Source organism: Pseudomonas sp. Irchel 3E19 (genome assembly GCF_900187585.1).
Lineage (GTDB): Bacteria > Pseudomonadota > Gammaproteobacteria > Pseudomonadales > Pseudomonadaceae > Aquipseudomonas > Aquipseudomonas baetica.
Genome location: NZ_FYDT01000030.1, coordinates 22,059 through 41,965, shown reverse-complemented (window position 1 = coordinate 41,965; position 19,907 = coordinate 22,059). Strand labels below are relative to the sequence as shown.

Here is a 19,907-nt window from a genome sequence, read left to right as displayed (position 1 = left end):
GGAAATGCATTCCAAATGTGGGAGCGACGGTGCGACGATTCGACCTGCTCGCGAAGGGGCCTAGAGGTGCAGTGCATGCCCAAGCGCACGCAACGCCGCTTCCTGCACCGCTTCACCCAAGGTCGGATGCGCATGAATGGTCCCGCCGATGTCTTCCAGCCGCGCGCCCATTTCCAGACTTTGCGCGAACGCCGTGGACAACTCGGAAACCCCGACCCCCACCGCTTGCCAGCCGACAATCAGATGATTGTCCCGACGAGCGACCACGCGCACGAAGCCGGTTTTGGACTCCAGCGTCATCGCCCGGCCATTGGCGGCGAACGGGAAGCTGGAGACGATGCAGTCCAGCCCGGCAGCCTTGGCCTCGTCCGGCGTCTTGCCGACCACCACCAGTTCCGGGTCGGTGAAGCACGCGGCAGCGATGGCGGTCGGGTTGAATTCGCGATTTTTGCCGCTGATCAACTCGGCGACCATTTCACCCTGGGCCATGGCACGGTGAGCCAGCATCGGCTCGCCGCTCAAGTCGCCGATGGCGTAGACGTTGCGCATGCTGGTCTGGCAGCGGCTGTCGATCTTGATCGCCGAACCGCTCATCTCAAGATTCAGCGCTTCGAGGTTCCAGCCTTGGGTATTGGGTTTGCGACCCACGGCCACCAGCACCTGATCGGTTTCCAGATTCAGGGTGTCGCCGTTCGGGTCGCGCACTTGCAATCTGCCGTCGAAGCCCAGAACGCTGTGCTTGAGGTACAACTTCACGCCGAGTTGCTTCAGCGCGTCGTGCACCGGTTGCGTCAGTTCAGCGTCATAGGCAGGCAGGATGCGATCCTGCGCCTCGACCACACTGACTTCGGCGCCAAGCTTGCGATAAGCAATGCCCAGCTCCAGACCGATGTAACCACCACCCACCACGACCAGACGTTTGGGCACCAACTTCGGCGCCAATGCTTCGGTGGAAGAGATGATCGGGCCGCCAATCGGCAGGATTGGCAAGTTGACGCTGGTTGAACCGGTGGCGAGCACCAAGTGTTCGCACTGGATGCGCGTGTCGCCGACTTCCACGGTTTTGCCATCGATAACCTTGGCCCAACCAGTGATGACCTGAACCTTGTTCTTCTTGAGCAGTGCGGCGACGCCGGTGGTCAGGCGATCAACGATGCCGTCCTTCCACTCAACGCTTTTGCTGATGTCCAGCGTCGGCGCCGAAACACTGATGCCCAGTGCCGAATGCTGGCTGTGATGCTGTGTCTGGTGAAACTGCTCGGCCACATGAATCAGTGCTTTCGACGGAATGCAGCCGATGTTCAGGCACGTGCCGCCCAGCGATTGGCCTTCGACCAGAATGGTCGGTATGCCCAGTTGCCCGGCGCGAATGGCCGTGACGTAACCGCCGGGGCCGCCGCCGATGATCAGCAGCGTGGTGTTCAAAGTCGACATCACTTACTCCACAAACAGAGTGGCAGGTTGTTCGATCAGGCCACGAATGGCCTGGATGAAGAGTGCCGCGTCCATGCCGTCGACCACGCGGTGATCGAACGAGCTGGAGAGGTTCATCATCTTGCGGATCACCACCTGGCCTTTGACCACCATTGGCCGTTCGACGATTTTGTTGACGCCGACGATCGCCACTTCCGGCAGGTTCAGCACCGGTGTGCTGACAATGCCGCCCAGCGCACCGAGGCTGGTCAGGGTAATGGTCGAGCCTGACAGTTCATCGCGGCTGGCCTTGCCATTGCGCGCGGCATTGGCCAGGCGTGAGATCTCGGCGGCGCTGTCCCACAAGCTGCGGGCTTCGGCGTGACGCACCACTGGCACCATCAAACCAACATCGCTTTGCGTGGCAACACCGACATGCACCGCGCCAAGGCGAGTGATGACCTGGGCTTCGTCGTCGTAACGGGCGTTCATCTGCGGGAAGTCGCGCAGGGCGACGACCAGTGCGCGGACGAGGAACGGCAGCAACGTCAACTTGCCACGGCTGGCGCCGTGTTTTTCATTCAGGTGCGCACGCAGTTCTTCAATCGCGGTGACGTCGATTTCCTCGACATAGCTGAAGTGCGCGGCACGCTGGGTGGCGTCCTGCATGCGCTGGGCGATCTTGCGGCGCATGCCGATCACTTGAATCTGTTCTTCGTCGTTACGCTGGGCGTAAGCGGCGGATGCAGGCGCCGAGGCGTTGGACTGACCTTGCGCCAGATAGGCCTCGAGGTCATCGTGCAACACGCGACCGGCAGGGCCAGAGCCACGCACCAGACGCAACTGAATGCCCAGATCCAGCGCATGTTTGCGCACGGCCGGGGAGGCCAGTGGCCGTTCATCCGCTTCGCGGGCAACCATCGGACCCTGGCAAACAGCAGCCGGACGCGGTGCGGCGGCTGCGGCAGGTTTGCTCTCTACGACCGCTTCGACTTTCGGCGCAACAGGCTCTTTTGCAGCTACAGGAGCCGACTCTTTCAGATTGCCCGCACCTTCCACTTCAATGCTGATCAGCACACTGCCGACCGCCATCACTTCACCCGGCTGACCGCCGAGGGCAATGACCTTGCCATGAACCGGCGACGGAATATCGACCATCGCCTTGTCGGTCATCACGTCCGCCAGCACCTGATCTTCAACCACCAGATCACCGACCTTGACGTGCCACTGCGACAGTTCCACTTCTGCGATGCCTTCGCCAATGTCCGGCATCTTGATAACGTGCGTGCCCATTCAGACCTCCATGACCCGTTTCAACGCCGCGCCCACTCGGGACGGGCCTGGGAAATACGCCCACTCTTGCGCGTGCGGGTAGGGGGTATCCCAACCAGTGACGCGTTCGATTGGCGCTTCCAGGTGATGGAAGCAGTGCTCTTGCACCAGCGACACCAGTTCGGCGCCGAAACCACAGGTACGGGTGGCTTCGTGGACCACCACGCAGCGGCCGGTTTTCTTCACGGATTTGACGATGGTTTCCAGATCCAGCGGCCACAGGCTGCGCAGGTCGATGACTTCGGCGTCGACGCCACTTTCTTCAGCGGCAACTTGCGAGACATACACGGTGGTGCCGTAGGTCAGTACGGTGACGTCCTTGCCCGGACGGGTGATCGCGGCAACGTCCAGCGGCACGGTGTAGTAACCGTCCGGGACCTGGGCTTGCGGGTGTTTCGACCACGGCGTTACCGGGCGGTCGTGGTGGCCGTCGAACGGGCCGTTGTACAGGCGTTTCGGTTCCAGAAAGATCACCGGATCATCGTTTTCGATGGAGGCGATCAACAGGCCTTTGGCGTCATACGGGTTGGACGGCATGACCGTGCGCAAACCGCAGACCTGGGTGAACATCGCCTCGATGCTCTGGCTGTGAGTCTGGCCACCGTAGATGCCGCCGCCGCAAGGCATGCGCAGGGTCATCGGTGCGGTGAACTCGCCGGCCGAGCGATAGCGCAGGCGCGCGGCTTCGGAAATGATCTGGTCGGATGCCGGGTAGACGTAGTCGGCGAACTGGATTTCAGCCACCGGGCGCAGACCGTAAGCGCCCATGCCGACGGCGACGCCGACGATGCCGCTTTCCGAAATCGGCGCATCGAACACCCGAGAGGCGCCGTACTTGGTCTGCAGGCCTTCGGTGCAACGGAACACGCCGCCGAAGTAGCCGACGTCCTGACCGAACACCACCACATTGTCGTCACGCTCAAGCATCACATCCATGGCCGAGCGCAGGGCCTGGATCATGGTCATGGTGGTCGTGGTCATGGCGGTTTCCAACTGGATATTGTTGTTGTGATCGTTCATGTCAGATCCCCAACTGCTGACGCTGGCGCTTCAAGTGCTCCGGCATCTCTTTGTAGACGTCTTCGAACATGGTCGCGGCGCTCGGAATCTGGCCGCCGGCTAGGGTGCCGTATTGTTCGGCCTGTTTCTGCGCGGCAATCACTTCGGCTTCAAGCTCGGCGCTGACGGCAGCGTGCTCTTCTTCCGACCAGTGGCCGACCTTGATCAGGTGCTGTTTCAGGCGGGCAATCGGGTCGCCCAGCGGGAAGTGGCTCCAGTCATCGGCAGGACGGTATTTCGACGGATCGTCGGAGGTGGAGTGCGGGCCGGCGCGGTAGGTGACCCATTCGATCATGGTCGGGCCGAGGTTGCGGCGGGCGCGTTCGGCAGCCCAGGCGGAAGCGGCGTACACAGCGTAGAAATCGTTGCCATCGACGCGCAGCGAGGCGATGCCGCAACCGACGCCGCGTCCGGCGAAAGTGGTGGCTTCACCACCGGCAATCGCCTGGAAGGTGGAAATTGCCCATTGATTGTTGACCACGTTGAGGATCACCGGCGCCCGGTAAACGTGAGCGAATGTGAGGGCGGTGTGGAAGTCCGATTCGGCGGTGGCGCCGTCGCCGATCCACGCCGAGGCGATTTTCGTGTCGCCCTTGATCGCTGAAGCCATGCCCCAGCCAACCGCTTGAATGAACTGGGTGGCGAGGTTGCCGGAAATGGTGAAGAAACCGGCTTCCTTGACCGAGTACATGATCGGCAACTGACGGCCCTTGAGCGGATCGCGCTCGTTGGACAGCAGTTGGCAGATCAGGTCGACCAGCGGCACTTCGCGGGCCATGAGGATGCTTTGCTGACGGTAGGTCGGGAAGCACATGTCGTCGATGTTCAACGCCAGAGCCTGGGCGCTGCCGATGGCTTCTTCGCCAAGGCTTTGCATGTAGAACGACATTTTTTTCTGACGCTGGGCAACCACCATGCGGTTGTCGTAGATCCGCGTCTTGAGCATGGCGCGCATGCCTTTGCGCAGGATCTCGACCGGGACGTTCTCGGCCCACGGACCGAGGGCATTGCCTTTGTCGTCGAGCACGCGGATCAGGCCACGGGCGAGGTCGGCGGTGTCGGCGGGTTCTACGTCGATGGAAGGTTTGCGCACCGTGCCGGCATCGGTCAGATGCAGGTAGGAAAAGTCGGTTTTGCAGCCTGGGCGGCCCGAGGGTTCAGGGACGTGCAGACGCAGCGGTTCATACGCTTGGGTCATGGCTTCTACGCTCGATCTTGTGAATTTCTTGTAGTGAGCTGGCAGTCATTCTTCGGTAGAAGAAATCTTGTCCTACAACAATCATAGGCCCGGGCAAGAAGAATATTTATCTCTGTTTCGTTGCGCTGGCGATCATTTGCAGATAGAAATTCTGCATAAACATAAAAAACAGGTGGTTTTGTCTCATGCGCAAACTGGACCGTACCGATATCGGCATTCTCAACAGCCTTCAGGAGAACGCGCGCATCACCAACGCCGACCTCGCACGCTCGGTAAATCTGTCGCCGACGCCGTGCTTCAACCGGGTCAAGGCGATGGAAGAATTAGGGCTGATTCGCGAGCAGGTAACGTTGCTGGATGCCGATTTGCTGGGCTTGCATGTGAACGTGTTTATTCACGTCAGCCTGGAAAAGCAGGTGGAAGAGGCCCTGCAACATTTCGAGGAAGCGATTTCCGACCGCCCCGAGGTGATGGAGTGCTACCTGATGGCCGGTGACCCGGACTATCTGATCCGGGTGCTGGTGCCGACGATTCAGTCGCTGGAGCGATTCATGATGGACTTCCTGACCAAAGTGCCGGGGGTGGCGAATATCCGGTCGAGCTTTGCGCTCAAGCAGGTGCGCTACAAGACGGCGTTGCCGCTGCCGGCGAATGGGTTGACGCTGGGGGCGTGAAGATCAAAAGATCGCAGCCTGCGGCAGCTCCTACATTGGATTCGCATTTCTCCTGTAGGAGCTGCCGCAGGCTGCGATCTTTTGACGTTAAAGCTTATTGATCGGAATCTTCAGATACACCACGCCATTGTCTTCCGACGCCGGAAAATTCCCCGCCCGAACATTCACCTGTATCGCCGGCAGCAACAGCGTCGGCATGCCCAACCCGGCATCACGCTTCGTGCGCATTTCGACGAACGCGGCTTCATCGATGCCGTCATGCACGTGAATGTTACTTTTGCGCTGCTCACCGACAGTGGTCTGGCACTGCGGTTCTCGACCCTGCGGCGGGTAATCGTGGCACACGTAGAGTTTCACGCCGGCCGGGAAGGCCAGCAGTTTCTTGATCGAGTTGAACAGTTGATGAGCGTTGCCACCGGGGAAGTCGCAGCGCGCGGTGCCGACGTCGGGCATGAACAGCGTGTCGCCGACCAGGATCTGTTCGCCGTCGATCAAATAGGCCATGTCCGCCGGGGTGTGGCCAGGCACGTGCAGTGCGGTGGCGTTGAGATTGCCGATCTGGAATGACTCGTTCGGCGCGAACAGGTGATCGAACTGCGAGCCATCAACACAGAATTCCGGCTCCAGATTGAACAACGCCTTGAACACGTTTTGCACTTTGCTGATCGACTCGCCGATGGCGATCTTGCCGCCCAGCTCCCGGCGCAGATACGGCGCGGCGGACAAGTGGTCGGCGTGGGCGTGGGTTTCCAGCAGCCATTGCACTTGCAGGTGATGCGCGCGGACGAAGGCGATGAGCTTGTCGGCCTGGGCGGTGCAGGTACGCCCGGCGGCGCCATCGTAATCGAGCACCGGGTCGATGATCGCGCATTGTCCGCCGTCGGCCTCGTAGACCACATAGCTGTAGGTCGAGGAGGCGGGGTCGAGGAAAGCTTCAATCAGCGCGGGCATGGACGTGGACCTGTACGGGAGGACGAAAAGTCAGTCGGGGTTGCAACACTTTATGTAAAAACATAATGTTCGCAGCTTAAGTGACGTTGAAGGCATCATGCAAATGCAATCCAGTCTGACCGAGTGTGAAGTCGCGCAATTGCGCGCGTCGGCGTCAAAGGCCTGTGCGCTGCTCAAGGCGATGGCCAATGAAGACCGTTTGTTGATCCTGTGCCAGTTGACCCAAGGCGAGCGCAACGTCGGCGAGCTTGAAAAAATGACCGGCGTGCGCCAGCCGACGCTGTCTCAGCAGTTGGGCATCCTGCGCGATGAAGGGCTTGTCGCGACACGTCGTGAAGGCAAGTACATTTTTTACGGCCTTGCCAGCCCTGAAGTCATCCAGGTGATGAAAACCCTCTCCGGCTTGTATTGCGGCGCGGTGCTGAAAAGCCTCGGTCACCCATAAATACCTGCCAGAACACATCAACCCTGTGGGAGCGAGCCTGCTCGCGAAAGCGGCGGTTCAGTCAATACTTTATTCGACTGATAGTCCGCCTTCGCGAGCAGGCTCGCTCCCACATTGGGATTTGTGTGATGGCCGAAAATCCTTGCGTGCAGCCATAAGGAACAAGCAATGAACGATCAACACTGGGGCCCATCCATCAGTGCAGATATCGTGGTCATCGGCGGCGGCACTGCCGGCATTGGCTTCGTCGCCAGTCTGCTCAAGCGCGATCCGCACTTGAACATTACCGTGATCGAACCGAGCGACAAGCACTATTACCAACCTGCCTGGACGCTGGTCGGGGGTGGCGCTTACGACGTCAAAGACACCGTAAGACCGATGAGCAAAGTGATGCCGCGTCAGGCAACTTGGGTTCAGGCAGCGGTTACGAGTATTGATCCCGACAATCGCCAACTCACCCTCAACGATCAGCGCACCGTCAGCTACCAAAACCTGATCGTCTGCCCCGGCCTGCGTCTGGCCTGGGAAAAAATCGAAGGCTTGCAGGAAAGCCTCGGCCAGCACGGCGTGACCTCCAACTACAGCTATCAGCACGCGCAATACACCTGGGACCAGGTGCAGAAACTGCGCGGTGGCAAGGCTCTGTTCACCCAACCGGCGATGCCGATCAAATGTGCCGGTGCACCGCAAAAGGCGTTGTATCTGTCCTGTGATTATTGGCGAAAAAACGGCGTGCTGAACAAGGTCGAGGTCGAGTTCAACCTCGCTGGCGCGGCGCTGTTCGGTGTGGCGACGTTTGTGCCGCCGCTGATGAAGTACATCGAAAAGTACAACGCGCAACTGGCGTTCAACGCGAATCTGCTCAAGGTCGACGGCCCGACGAAAACCGCGTGGTTCGAGGTCAGGGACGCCGACGGCAATGTCAGCCAACAGGCGAAAACCTTTGACCTGCTGCACGTCGTGCCGCCGCAGGTTTCGCCGGATTTCATCGCGCAAAGCCCTCTGGCGGACGCCGGCGGCTGGTGCGAAGTCAATCCGCACAGCCTGCAGCATCCGCGCTACCCCGAGGTGTTCGCGCTCGGCGATATCTGCGGCACCAGCAACGCAAAAAACGCGGCGGCCGTGCGCAAGCAGGTCGTCGTGGTCGCGGAAAACCTGTTGGCCTTGCGCAAACAACAGCCGCTGCCGCTGAAGTACGACGGCTACGGTTCCTGCCCGCTGACGGTGGAGAAGGGCAAAGTGATCCTCGCCGAGTTCGGCTACGCCGGCAAATTGTTGCCGACCTTTGCACTGGACCCGACCGTGCCGCGTCGTTCGGCCTGGTGGCTCAAGGCAACGTTGCTGCCGTGGTTCTACTGGAACGGCATGCTCAAGGGCCGCGAGTGGCTGACCGGTTTGTCGAAGGTTGACTGAGTACTCCCTATGTTGCTGGCAAGTCTGTTTGGCGTAGTGATGGGGCTGGTTCTCGGGTTGACCGGGGCCGGCGGCGGGATTCTCGCGGTACCGGCGCTGGTGCTCGGGCTCGGCTGGACGATGACCCAGGCGGCGCCGGTGGCGTTGTTTGCCGTCGGCAGTGCGGCGGCGGTCGGCGCTATCGATGGCTTGCGTCATGGTCTGGTGCGTTACCGCGCGGCGCTGTTGATTGCCGCACTGGGCGCGGTGTTTTCGCCGCTGGGGATCTACTTCGCGCATCAGTTGCCGGAGAAGATCCTGATGATCCTGTTCAGTCTGCTGATGGTCATGGTTGCCTGGCGCATGCTGCGTCGCGAGCGTCAGGAAGCAGGGCCGAGCGATCACGGTCACGGCAGTTGGGGGCAGAAGAACTGCATGCTCGATGCAGAGACCGGGCGCTTCGACTGGACCGCCAAATGCACCGCGACGCTCGCGGCGTTGGGGGCGGTCACCGGGGTGGTGTCCGGGTTGCTGGGTGTGGGGGGCGGCTTCCTGATCGTGCCGGCGTTCAAGCAACTGACCGACGTGCAGATGCGCGGCATCGTTGCCACGTCGTTGATGGTGATCAGCCTGATTTCGGCGATCGGGGTGATCGGCGCGTTTCATGCCGGAGTGCGGATCGACAGCCTTGGTGCGGCGTTCATCGTCGCCAGCATCGTGGGGATGATCATCGGTCGCAAGCTTTGTGCGCGGGTGCCGGCGCGGGCGTTGCAGGTGGGGTTTGCCAGCGTGTGTCTGGTGGTGGCGGGGTATATGTTGTTGCGGGCGTGAGGTAAACATTGTGGTGAGGGAGCCTGCTCCCTCACCACAATTACAGCGTTACAACACCAAATGCGGCAACCACAGCGAAATCGCCGGAACGTAGGTCACCAGCATCAACACCAGAAACAGCACGGCATAGAACGGCAGCAGCGCCTTCACCGTGCTTTCGATGCTGACCTTGCCCACTGCCGAACCGACAAACAGCACCGCACCTACCGGCGGCGTTATCAGCCCGATCCCCAGGTTGACCAGCATGATCATGCCGAACTGCACCGGGTCGACGCCGATGCCGAGAATCACCGGCATCAGGATCGGCGTGAGGATCAGGATCAGCGGCGCCATGTCCATCACCGTGCCGAGCAACAAGAGCATGACGTTGATGCACATCAGGATCACATAACGGTTGTCCGACAGGGTCAGGAACAGCGTGGTGATTTTCGCCGGGATCTGCATCAGGGTCATGATGTAGCCGAAGCTGGCGGCGAAGCCGATCAGGATCATCACGATCGAAATCGTCCGCACCGTGCGGTGCATCAGTTTCGGCAGTTCGCTCCATTTGTAGTCGCGATAGATGAACATGGTGACGAAGAATGCCCAGAGCACGGCGATGGCCGCCGACTCGGTTGCAGTAAAGATCCCCGAAAGAATGCCGCCGAGGATGATCACCATCGCCATCAGCCCCCACAACGCTTCGCCGCAGATCTTCAGGGCCTCACGCAGCGGGATGACTTCGCCTTTGGGGTAGTCGCGTTTGCGCGCGAAGATCAGGCACAACACCATCAGGCACGCGCTCATCAGCAGGCCCGGCACCACGCCGGCCATGAACAGCGAGGCAATCGACACAGTGCCGCCAGCCGCCAGCGAATAGAGCACCGAGTTGTGGCTCGGCGGCGTGAGCAACGCCTGCACCGAACCGCTGACGGTCACCGCCGTGGAGAAATCCCGTGGATAGCCTTTGCGCTCCATTTCCGGAATCAGCACCGAACCCACCGACGCAGTATCGGCTACGGAGGATCCGGAAATCGCCCCGAAAAACGTCGAGGCCATGATGTTGACCAGCGACAAGCCGCCCCGCACGAAACCCACCAGCACACCGGCGAACGCCACCAGCCTGCGTGACATGCCGCCTTCGGCCATGATCGCCCCGGCGAGGACGAAGAACGGAATCGCCAGCAACGAGAATTTGTTCACCCCGCCCGCGACCTGAATCATCAGCGCCTGGAACGGAATGTCGATCCACCAGGCACCGATCAAAGCCGATAGCCCGAGAGCGTAAGCGACCGGCATGCCGATCAGGATCAGTGCGATAAAACTGCCCAGCAGAATCAATGCGTCCATCAGGCAGCCCCTTCGTTTTCTTCAACCAGGTCGAAGCGCACCACGCGACGGTTGCTCTGATCACCGAGAATGAGTTTTTCCAACACGAAGACCAGCGTCAGCGCGCCACCAATCGGGATCGGCATGTAGGTGATACCGACGCGCAAAGTGGGCAGGGCGCTCATGAACTGGTTCCAGGTCGACAGACACAACTTGGCGCCCCAAATGGTCATGAACAGACAAATAGTGCCCATCAGCAGTTGCGAAACAATGCTCATGGTTCTACGCATGTTCGGTTGCAAGCGGTCGGTAACCATCGCCACGGCCATGTGCGCGCCGGCACGATAACTGGCAGCGGCGCCGATAAAGGTGAACACCATCATCAACAGGATGGCGGTGGGCTCCGGCCAGCTCGAGCCGGTGCCGAGGGCGTAACGGGCAAAAACACCCCAGGGAATAATCAGGGCGATGGCCAGAACGGACAGGCCGGCGACCCAGATGCAAGCCATGTAGATCCGGTCATTGATGCGCAACAGCAAATTCTTCATCGGGTTCCACCGTAACCGGGCCGCGCGGACGTCGAGTGACGCCAGCGCTGCCGGGCCTTTCATTGAGGGCTGGGGGGGTTACTGCACGGCTTCGATGCGCTTGATCAGGTCGGCGTAAGGCGCGCCGTACTTCTCGCGAACCGAGGCGGTGGCCTCGTAGAAGGGTTTCTTGTCGACGGTGATGAACTCGACGCCGGCGGCCTTGAGTTTTTCTTCACTGCTGGCGGATTTCGCATCCCACAGTGCGCGCTCTTCAAGCTGGGCAGCCTTGGCGGCTTTCTTCACCAGCGTCTGCTGGTCGGGGGTGAGTTTTTCCCAAGTGATCTTCGACATCACGATCGGCTCGGGCAGGATCAGGTGCCCGGTCAGGCTGTAGAACTTGGCGTTCTGGTAGTGGTTGTGTTCGAGCAGGGTCGGCGGGTTGTTCTCCGCGCCGTCGATCACCCCGGTTTGCAGGGCGCTGAAGATTTCGCCGGTGTCCATGGCGATGCCGTTGCCGCCCATGGCGTTGATGGTCTCGATGAACATCGGGTTGCCTTGCACGCGGATCTTCATGCCCTTGAGGTCTTCGAGTTTGCGCACTGGTTTTTTGGTGTAGATGTTGCGCGTACCACCGTCCATCCACGCCAAGGCCACCAGGCCGAATTCAGAGTTAGTGATCCGGTCGAGAATCGCATCGCCGACTTCGCCATCGATCACCGCGCGCATGTGCGCCTGGTCGCGGAAGATGAATGGCATGTTGAATACGTTCACGTCCGGCACCACGGGGCCGACGATACCCAGGCTGACACGGGTCATCTGGATTGCGCCGACCTGTGCCTGTTCAATCACCTCTTTTTCCGAGCCGAGCACGCCTCCGGGGAAATACTTGAAGGTGAGATCGCCATTGGTTTCCTTGGTCAGGGCTTTGCCCATGCTTTGCTCGGCAACCACCGTCGGATAACCCGCGGGATGGATGTCGGCGAATTTGATTTCCAGCGCCTGAGCGGCACTGCTGAGGGTCAACGCGAGGGGCAAAGCGGCGGCGAGCAACGTGCGTTTGAGGTCCATGGGGGTGTCTCCAGTCTTGTTATTGTTGTGTTCAAGGCACAGCGATGTAGCAGAGGCGGGTTAAAGCAAATCATCGAAAAGCGGTTCCGGCATACCTTTGACCCCGGTGTTCAAAGCGAACACGCCGCCGGCCAGGGACTGCGGATCGTGGTCATCGCCGGGTCGAATCGAGGCGACGAACAGGGTGTCCATTGCACTGCCGCCGAAGGCGCACATGGTCGGTTTTTTCACCGGCACCGCCAGTGAGTAATCGAGACGTCCGTCGGGGGTGAAGCGGTGGATGAGACCGGCATCGTTGGCGCAGATCCAGTAGCAACCGTCGGCATCCACGGCGGCGCCGTCAGGGCGACCGCTGTAGTGATTCATGTCGACGAATATGCGGCGGTTCGACGGCGTGCCGCTGGCGGTGTCGTAGTCGAACGCCCAGATCAGTTGCACGTTGGGGTGCGAGTCGGACAGGTACATCGTCTTGCCGTCGGGACTGAAGCCCAGGCCGTTGGGCACGATGAAACCATCGAGTTGCGCTTCAATCGCACCCGACTGCCCCGCGCTGTAGCGATAGAGCCGACCTTCGGGCGCATTCAGGCCCATGTTCAGCACCATGCTGCCGGCCCAGAACCGGCCCTGACGGTCGCAGCGGCCATCGTTGAGGCGCATGTCGTCGCGACTGTGCTCAACCGGTGCGAGCCGTTCGGTATCGAGGCTGCCATCGTTGTGCGGATGCAGATGGTAGAAACCGCTTTCCATGCCGGCGATCCAGCCACCACGGCTGTGGCGGGCAATGCAGGCGAGCATCTCGGGAGCTTTCCAGGCGTGGACATGGCCGCTGTCGGCGCTCCAGCGTTGCAGGCCGCCATTGGGAATATCCACCCAATACAGGGCGTTTTCCTGGGCGACCCAGACCGGGCTCTCACCGACCGCGTTGCGGGCGTCGACGATCAATTCGGCTTGCATACTCATTCCCTTGGTTTTTATTGGAGGGGGATCAAGTGGACAACGCTGGGCTCAGTCGCCGAACGGACCGGCCGCGACGAACGCGCCGCCCTGATAGATCCGCGCCGGGTCATCCGCCGCTGGCATCGGCTGCGCTTCGACCTTGTCGCGGAACACTTCGGAACTGTCTTTGGCTTCGAAACCCAGGTGGCAGGCCAAGCGGTTGTCCCACCACACATCCTTGTTGTCGGACATGCCATACACCACGGTGTGGCCGACGTTCGGGGTGTAGAGCGAGTGTTCGAGCAGTTGGGTGAGGTCGTCGAAGCTCAGCCAGGTGTGCATCATTCGGCGGTTCTGCGGTTCGGGGAACGAGGAGCCGATGCGGATGCTGACGGTCTCGATGCCGTAGCGATCGAAATAGAAACTGGCCATGTCTTCGCCGTAGGACTTGGACAAACCGTAGTAACCGTCGGGGCGCCGGGCAGAGCTGGCGTCGAGTTGTTCGTCCTGTTTGTAGAAACCGATGACGTGGTTGGAACTGGCGAAGATCACCCGTTTCACACCATGCCGGCGTGCTGCCTCATAAATGTGGAAGACGCCGCAGATGTTGGCACCGAGGATTTCTTCGAACGGCCTTTCAACGGACACTCCGCCGAAATGCAGGATGGCATCGACGCCTTCGACCAGTTGATGCACGGCCTGCTTGTCGGCGAGGTCGCAGACGACGATTTCTTCGCGATCATCGATGGCCGGGGTGAGGGCGGCGATGTCTGAAAGACGCAGCACATTGGCGTAGGGGCGCAGGCGTTCGCGCAGCACTTTGCCCAGGCCACCGGCGGCACCGGTAAGCAGCAGCCGATTAAACGGCGCGCGGGGGGTAGAGGTAGACGTCATGGCAATCCCTTACACGTATTGTTTTTAGGGTTGTTGTAGGTTGTCGTATGACTGCGCTGAAGTATCGGTAGGGTTTCCGGATATTGTCAACGCGACTTTTGGTGTAAATGACGGAAGGGGCTCATTCACTTTTCAATCACCACGAACTCCTTCGTCGCAATGCAATCTCCTTGTGGGAGCGAGCCTGCTCGCGAAAGCGCTGTGTCAATTAACATCAATGTTGAATTTGCCGCTGCCATCGCTGGCTTGCCAGCGATGAGGCTGATCCAGGCATCTCTTGCATCGACTGACACGCCGCCTTCGCGAGCAGGCTCGCTCCCACAGGGTAAAGAGAGATCTGCTTACAACAACGAAATCGGATAGCTGATAAAGATCCGGTTCTCATCGAATTCGTTGGTGCTGAAGTCCCGGCGAATCGTTGCATTGCGCCATTTCACATTGAGGTTTTTCAACGGCCCACTTTGTACGGTGTAGGCCAGCTCGGATTCGCGGCCCCATTCCTTGCCATCGGTGATGGTTGCGGTGTGGACGTTATCGCCGCTGATATAGCGGTTCATCATCGTCAGTCCGGGGATGCCGAGGGCGACGAAGTTGTAGTCATGACGCACCTGCCAGGAGCGCTCCTTGGCGTTGTCATAACTGGCGTTGTAGCTGTCGTTGGCCAGGGTGCCGCCGCTGGTGCCGTTGACCCGCATCCACGCGTCGTCACCGCCGAGTTTCTGCAGGCCGACATAAAAGGTGTTGCCGCCGTACCTGGCCGAGAGCATGGCAAACGCGGTCTTGTTGTCGAGGTCGCCGGCATGGGCGCTGCCGTCTTCCTTGCCGGTGAAGAAACCGAGGTTGGCGCCCAGGGTCCAGTCGCCCAGCGGTTGACTATGGCTGAGGTTGAAGTACTGCTGCTGGTAGATGTCAGTGAGTTCGGCGTACCACACGCCGACCATCGTGCGCTTGTCGTTGAAGGTGTATTCGCCGCCGCCGAAGTTGAAACGATCCGAGGTAAACGCACCGCGGCCGTTCATCGACATGTCTTCCATGCTCGCGTCGTTGCGCGGGCTATTACCGCGGAACTGGCCGCCATAGAGGCTCAGGCCGTTGATCTCGGTGGAGGTAATCTGCCCGCCGCGAAAAGTCTGGGGCAGGGAGCGACCATCGTCCGAGCGCAGAATCGGCAGCACCGGCATCCATTCGCCGACTTTCAATTCTGTCTTGGACACTTTGGCTTTCAGCGCCACACCCATGCGTCCGAAATTGTCAGCCGGCCGCCCGTCATCGTGGATCGGCAGCAATTGCGTGCCACCGGTGCCTTTGCCGCCATCGAGCTTCTGCGAGTACAGCCCGAGGATGTCCAGACCGAAGCCGACGGTGCCTTGGGTGAAACCCGACTTGGCGTCGAGAATAAAGCTTTGCGTCCACTCTTCGGCTTTGCCTTGCGGGTAGGCGGGATTGACGAAGTTGCGGTTGAAGTACGCATTGCGCAGATTCAGCGTGGCTTTGCTGTCTTCGAGAAAGCCTTCGGCATCGGCGCTCATCGGCAAGGCGAGGACAAGGCTGCTGCAGCCGATCAGGCTTAGGGTGGAACGCGGGCGGGTGATTGAGAAACGGGAATGGCGGACAAAATTGCAGACGAATGTGCTCACTGTAGCGCTCCCTTATTGTTCTTGTTTTTATTAGTGTTGTGCGTTGTCGTACAACATTGGGGGCGATATTTACGGAGCTTTCGGGGAATGTCAACTGGAAGTTATACGATGACTTTGCGGGCCTCGGCAGCCCTCATCAAGGCGTGAAGGGGGCTGCTTTCGGCGCAATCAGTTGTTGTAGAGCGCTTCGCTGTTATCGATCAGCGGATTTTTCTCGGTCAGTACGATTTGCGCAATTTTATCCTTGCGCATAAAGCTGACTTTCGGGTGCGACTGTGCATAACGGATGAACCGCTCCATCGCCTCAGCCATCGCCGGCGTGCCGCCGATGCGGTCGTGCAGACTCACCGACATCATCCGCCGCTTGTTTGCACCTTCGGCGTAGAGGCGATCAAATTCCAGCACCAGTTGCTGGTAGAACTGGTCGGCGGAGAAATGCCGGCCTTCGACCAGGACGATGTCGTTGTTGCGCAGGGTGTAAGGCACAACGGCGAATTTGCGCCCGCGCACCATTGTCACGAAGGGCTCGTCGCGGCTCACATCATCGATGTGATAGGTGAAGTTCAGATCCTGCAGGACTTTCAGGGTATTGGGACTGCGCCGCAGCCAGTTGGCGTTGTAGCCGACCGAGCGTTGGCCGGTGAGTTTTTCCACTGCCGCGACACCATCGCCGATGAAGTGTTTTTCCTGCTCATAACTCATGTTGTAGGAGTCGGCCCAGCGCATGCCGTGGGCGGCCAGTTCATGGCCACGTTCGGCAATCGCTTTGGCCAGTTCCGGGTGTTTCAGCGCGGCTTCGCCGACCACGTGGGAAGTGACTTTGATGCCTGTGCGATCCCACAGATCGAGCATCCGCCACAGGCCTTCCTTGTAGCCGTAATCGAACCAGGTTTGCGCCGGTAGATCCGGGTAGCCTTTGGGCAGCGGGCTACCGGAAAATGGACTTTCGGCGCCCTCGGGCTGGCCGCCGGTCTCGAACTGCATCGAAACCGAGATCACCAGTTGCGAGCCATCGGGCCACGGGCGTTCCTGGGCGAAGGCGAGGGCGGGCAGAAGAAGGGCGGCGGCCAAGAGGTTTTTCAGCAAACGCGGGGAGCGTTGTCGGTGGAGAGTGGTCATAACGGGCACCTTGAGGTTAGAGAAGTGCCGCAAGGTTGGCAGTTGCCCGGCGCGGGAAAAATCCCTCGCGGGCGAGATGACTTTTAAAAAATTTTTACGAATCCAGCCTAAAAGCTCCGATTCAATAACCGGTCCTTGTGGGAGCGGGCTTGTCCGCGATAGCGATTTGTCAGTCACGATGATGCCGTGCCTAATGCCCTCATCGCTGGCAAGCCAGCTCCCACAGGGATATGGGTTTACCGGCAGTTTTACGGCAAACTTCAGCAACCTCCAGCTCAAGGTCTTTTAATGGATCGATACGCCCCGCGCGACTGGCAGCCTCACGAGAAGCCCAGTCTGCCCGGTTCCCCCTCGACGCCGCTGCACTCCAACCCCAAGCGCCTGGCCTATGCGCTGGTCGGGTTGCTGGTGGCGGTGACCGGTGGTTTGGGCAACTCGTTGGTGGTCGCCAACCTGCCTTACCTGCAAGGCGCACTGGGCGCGACCACGGCGGAGATGGCCTGGCTGCCGGCCGCCTACGTGATGACCAACGTGTCGATGAACCTGCTGCTGGTGAAGTTTCGCCAGCAGTTCGGCCTGCGTGCGTTCACCGAAGTGTTTCTGGTGCTGTATGCGCTGGTGACCTTCGGCCACCTGTTCGTCAACGACCTGAGCTCGGCGATTGCGGTGCGCGCGGCTCACGGCATGGTCGGTGCCGCATTGAGCTCGCTGGGCCTGTATTACATGGTCCAGGCGTTTCCGGCCAAGTGGCGGCTGAAGGCACTGGTGCTGGGCCTCGGCGCCTCGCAACTGGCCCTGCCGCTGGCGCGCTTGTTCTCCGAAGACCTGTTGCAGATCGCCGAATGGCGCGGCTTGTACCTGTTCGAATTGGGCATGGCCCTGTTGTCGCTGGGCTGCGTGCTGCTGCTCAAGTTGCCGCCCGGTGACCGCTTCAAAACCTTCGAACCGCTGGACTTTCTCACCTTCGCGATTCTCGCCAGCGGCGTGGCACTGCTCTGCGCGGTGTTGTCGCTGGGGCGGATCGATTGGTGGCTGGAAGCCAACTGGATCGGCTATGCGCTGGCTGGCTCGATTGCCCTGATCCTCGCGGGTCTGGCGATTGAGCACAATCGCAGCAACCCGATGCTGATGACCCGCTGGCTCGGCAGTGGCACGATGATCCGCCTGGCGCTGGCGGTGACCCTGATTCGGATGGTCACTTCGGAACAATCCACCGGCGCCGTCGGTTTCATGCAGAACCTGAACATGGGTTATGAGCAGTTGCACAGCCTGTACGTGGTGATGCTGATCGGCAGCATCGCCGGGTTGGCGACCAGCGCGCTGACCATCGACCCCAAACACCTGCTGATGCCGTTGATCATCTCGCTGGCGCTGATGGCGACCGGTTCGGTGATGGACAGTTTTTCCAACAACCTGACCCGCCCGGCGAACCTGTATTTCAGTCAGTTTCTGCTGGCCTTCGGCAGCACGTTTTTTCTGGGACCGACCATGGTGTTCGGCACCCGCAACGTGCTGACCAATCCGCGCAATCTGGTGAGTTTTTCGGTGTTATTCGGGATCTGCAACAACCTGGGCGGCTTGCTCGGCGCGGCGTTGTTGGGCACGTTCCAGATCGTGCGCGAAAAATTCCACTCCAGTCATCTGGTCGAACACCTGACGCTGTCCGATCCGTTGGTTGCCGCCCGTGTTCAGAGCGGTGGTTCGGCCTATGGCTCCTTACTGGCCGACCCGAGCTTGCGCAATCTGGCCGGGATTCGCAGCCTGTCGAATGCCGCGACTCGCGAAGCCAACGTGCTGGCCTATAACGATGTATTCATGCTGATCGCCGTGATTGCTGTGCTGACCATGATCTGGCTGTCCATTCGCGCACTGTGGCTGATGAGCACCACCAAGGCTATCGCCCCAGCGCCTTCCGTACCTTCCAGCGGTGCCACTTCTTCATGACCGAACCGACCACCACAACCACCAATGCCATTGCCGCCACACCCGAGGGTGTCGCGCCGCCGTCATCGCCGAACACCGAGCCGCGCTCACTGCGGGTGCGGATTATTTCTTCGCTCGGTTTTGCCGCGATCGCCATCGTCGGTGTGCTGATTGTGCTCTACGCCTGGCAACTGCCGCCGTTCAGCAGCGCTGTAGAAACCACCGAAAACGCCTTGGTGCGCGGACAGGTGACGATCATCGGCCCGCAACTCGCCGGGTATGTCCATGAAGTGCCGGTGCAGGATTTCCAGTTCGTGAAGGCCGGCGATCTGCTGGTGCGCCTGGACGACCGCATCTATCAGCAACGTCTTGATCAATCGCTGGCGCAACTGGCGGTGCAGAAAGCCGCATTGGCCAACGTGGTGCAGCAGCGCAACAGCGCCGAGGCAACGATCAAGCTGCGTCAGGCAGTGGTGGCTGACAGCGAAGCGCAGTTGCGCAAAAGCGAGGCGGATCTGCGGCGTAACAAGGAGCTGGTGGGTGACGGTTCGGTGTCCAAACGAGAGATGGACGTGGCGCTGGCGGCCAATGCACAAAGTGTCGCGGCAGTGGCGCAGGCCAAGGCCAATCTGGAAATTGCCCGTCAGGATCTGCAAACGGTGATCGTCAATCGCGGTTCGCTGGAGGCGGCGGTGGCCAGCGCCGAAGCGGCGGTGCAACTGGCGCGGATCGACCTGTCGAACACCCGCATCGTCGCCCCGCGCGACGGCCAGCTCGGGCAGATCGGCGTGCGCCTGGGCGCCTACGTCAACTCCGGAGCGCAGTTGATGGCGTTGGTGCCGAACCAGAAATGGGTGATCGCCAACATGAAGGAAACCCAGATGGACAACGTGCGAGTCGGGCAACCGGTGCGCTTCACCGTCGATGCGTTGAACCACCGTAAATTCGCCGGGCACGTGCAGCATATTTCGCCGGGCACCGGTTCGGAATTTGCCTTGTTGCAGGCGGATAACGCCACCGGCAACTTCGTCAAAATCGCCCAGCGGGTGCCGGTGCGGATCACTATTGATCCGGATCAGCAGGAAGAGGATCGGTTGCGGCCGGGGATGTCGGTGGTGGTGAGTATCGATACGGCGGCCGGTGACACACAACCGCATTGATCCACACATAACCCTGCGGGTGTGCAAAAGTAGTGGG

At 60.3% G+C, this 19,907-nt stretch carries 18 protein-coding genes; 6 read left to right on the top strand and 12 right to left on the bottom strand.

The window, feature by feature from the left end:
• Positions 1-60: 60 nt before the first annotated feature.
• From lpdA to CKW18_RS18860, 4 genes are read right to left on the bottom strand one after another with little or no spacing between them, the layout of a single operon-like run.
• Entirely contained in the window at positions 61-1,434 is a 1,374-nt protein-coding gene (gene lpdA, locus CKW18_RS18875; protein ID WP_095190192.1) for a dihydrolipoyl dehydrogenase, read from the bottom strand.
• Positions 1,435-1,437: 3 nt separating this feature from the next.
• Complete coding sequence (locus CKW18_RS18870; RefSeq protein ID WP_095190191.1) at positions 1,438-2,706, bottom strand: dihydrolipoamide acetyltransferase family protein; 1,269 nt, start codon at positions 2,704-2,706, stop codon at positions 1,438-1,440.
• On the bottom strand, positions 2,707-3,765 hold the full coding sequence (locus CKW18_RS18865; RefSeq protein WP_008086973.1) for an alpha-ketoacid dehydrogenase subunit beta: 1,059 nt from the start codon (positions 3,763-3,765) through the stop codon (positions 2,707-2,709).
• Between the two features lies 1 nt (position 3,766).
• Entirely contained in the window at positions 3,767-5,002 is a 1,236-nt protein-coding gene (locus CKW18_RS18860) for a 3-methyl-2-oxobutanoate dehydrogenase (2-methylpropanoyl-transferring) subunit alpha (RefSeq protein ID WP_095190190.1), read from the bottom strand.
• Between the two features lie 185 nt (positions 5,003-5,187).
• On the opposite strand from CKW18_RS18860, the gene bkdR reads away from it, so the two are divergent.
• Positions 5,188-5,676: a Bkd operon transcriptional regulator BkdR gene (bkdR, locus tag CKW18_RS18855; RefSeq protein ID WP_025111414.1), complete on the top strand. Its 489-nt coding sequence runs from the start codon at positions 5,188-5,190 to the stop codon at positions 5,674-5,676.
• 87 nt (positions 5,677-5,763) lie between these two features.
• On the opposite strand, the gene CKW18_RS18850 is transcribed toward bkdR, so the two are convergent.
• Entirely contained in the window at positions 5,764-6,627 is an 864-nt protein-coding gene (locus CKW18_RS18850; protein ID WP_095190189.1) for an MBL fold metallo-hydrolase, read from the bottom strand.
• Between the two features lie 103 nt (positions 6,628-6,730).
• Between CKW18_RS18850 and CKW18_RS18845 the strand changes: the two genes are divergently transcribed.
• The 3 genes from CKW18_RS18845 (at position 6,731) to CKW18_RS18835 (ending at position 9,295) form a co-directional block, all read left to right on the top strand.
• Positions 6,731-7,072, top strand: a complete 342-nt coding sequence (locus tag CKW18_RS18845; RefSeq protein WP_095190188.1) for a helix-turn-helix transcriptional regulator — start codon at positions 6,731-6,733, stop codon at positions 7,070-7,072.
• 168 nt (positions 7,073-7,240) lie between these two features.
• Positions 7,241-8,485, top strand: a complete 1,245-nt coding sequence (locus CKW18_RS18840; RefSeq protein WP_095190187.1) for an FAD/NAD(P)-binding oxidoreductase — start codon at positions 7,241-7,243, stop codon at positions 8,483-8,485.
• Between the two features lie 9 nt (positions 8,486-8,494).
• Positions 8,495-9,295: a sulfite exporter TauE/SafE family protein gene (locus CKW18_RS18835; protein ID WP_095190186.1), complete on the top strand. Its 801-nt coding sequence runs from the start codon at positions 8,495-8,497 to the stop codon at positions 9,293-9,295.
• Positions 9,296-9,343: 48 nt separating this feature from the next.
• Here CKW18_RS18835 and CKW18_RS18830 read toward each other — a convergent pair whose 3' ends face one another.
• The 7 genes from CKW18_RS18830 to CKW18_RS18800 form a co-directional block, all read right to left on the bottom strand.
• The gene (locus CKW18_RS18830) at positions 9,344-10,624 is read right to left on the bottom strand and encodes a TRAP transporter large permease (protein ID WP_095190185.1); all 1,281 of its coding nucleotides are present in this window, start codon (positions 10,622-10,624) and stop codon (positions 9,344-9,346) included.
• Positions 10,624-11,151 (bottom strand): TRAP transporter small permease, encoded by a 528-nt coding sequence (locus tag CKW18_RS18825; RefSeq protein ID WP_095190184.1) that lies wholly within the window; start codon positions 11,149-11,151, stop codon positions 10,624-10,626. The genes CKW18_RS18830 and CKW18_RS18825 overlap by 1 nt, the downstream gene beginning before the upstream one ends.
• 78 nt (positions 11,152-11,229) lie before the next feature.
• On the bottom strand, positions 11,230-12,201 hold the full coding sequence (locus CKW18_RS18820) for a TRAP transporter substrate-binding protein (protein WP_095190183.1): 972 nt from the start codon (positions 12,199-12,201) through the stop codon (positions 11,230-11,232).
• 60 nt (positions 12,202-12,261) lie between these two features.
• On the bottom strand, positions 12,262-13,155 hold the full coding sequence (locus CKW18_RS18815) for an SMP-30/gluconolactonase/LRE family protein (RefSeq protein WP_095190182.1): 894 nt from the start codon (positions 13,153-13,155) through the stop codon (positions 12,262-12,264).
• Between the two features lie 51 nt (positions 13,156-13,206).
• Complete coding sequence (locus tag CKW18_RS18810) at positions 13,207-14,031, bottom strand: NAD(P)-dependent oxidoreductase (RefSeq protein ID WP_095190181.1); 825 nt, start codon at positions 14,029-14,031, stop codon at positions 13,207-13,209.
• 341 nt (positions 14,032-14,372) lie between these two features.
• Positions 14,373-15,668: an OprD family porin gene (locus CKW18_RS18805; RefSeq protein ID WP_095190180.1), complete on the bottom strand. Its 1,296-nt coding sequence runs from the start codon at positions 15,666-15,668 to the stop codon at positions 14,373-14,375.
• Between the two features lie 168 nt (positions 15,669-15,836).
• Positions 15,837-16,787 (bottom strand): polysaccharide deacetylase family protein, encoded by a 951-nt coding sequence (locus CKW18_RS18800; protein WP_095190179.1) that lies wholly within the window; start codon positions 16,785-16,787, stop codon positions 15,837-15,839.
• A 288-nt stretch (positions 16,788-17,075) separates the two neighbouring features.
• Here CKW18_RS18800 and CKW18_RS18795 point away from each other — a divergent pair, with 288 nt between their 5' ends.
• Together CKW18_RS18795 and CKW18_RS18790 are read left to right on the top strand one after the other, a co-directional pair.
• Positions 17,076-18,731 (top strand): MFS transporter, encoded by a 1,656-nt coding sequence (locus CKW18_RS18795; RefSeq protein ID WP_095190178.1) that lies wholly within the window; start codon positions 17,076-17,078, stop codon positions 18,729-18,731.
• Positions 18,728-19,870, top strand: a complete 1,143-nt coding sequence (locus tag CKW18_RS18790; protein WP_095190177.1) for an HlyD family secretion protein — start codon at positions 18,728-18,730, stop codon at positions 19,868-19,870. Before CKW18_RS18795 ends, CKW18_RS18790 begins: the two co-directional genes overlap by 4 nt.
• The last annotated feature ends 37 nt before the right edge of the window (positions 19,871-19,907 follow it).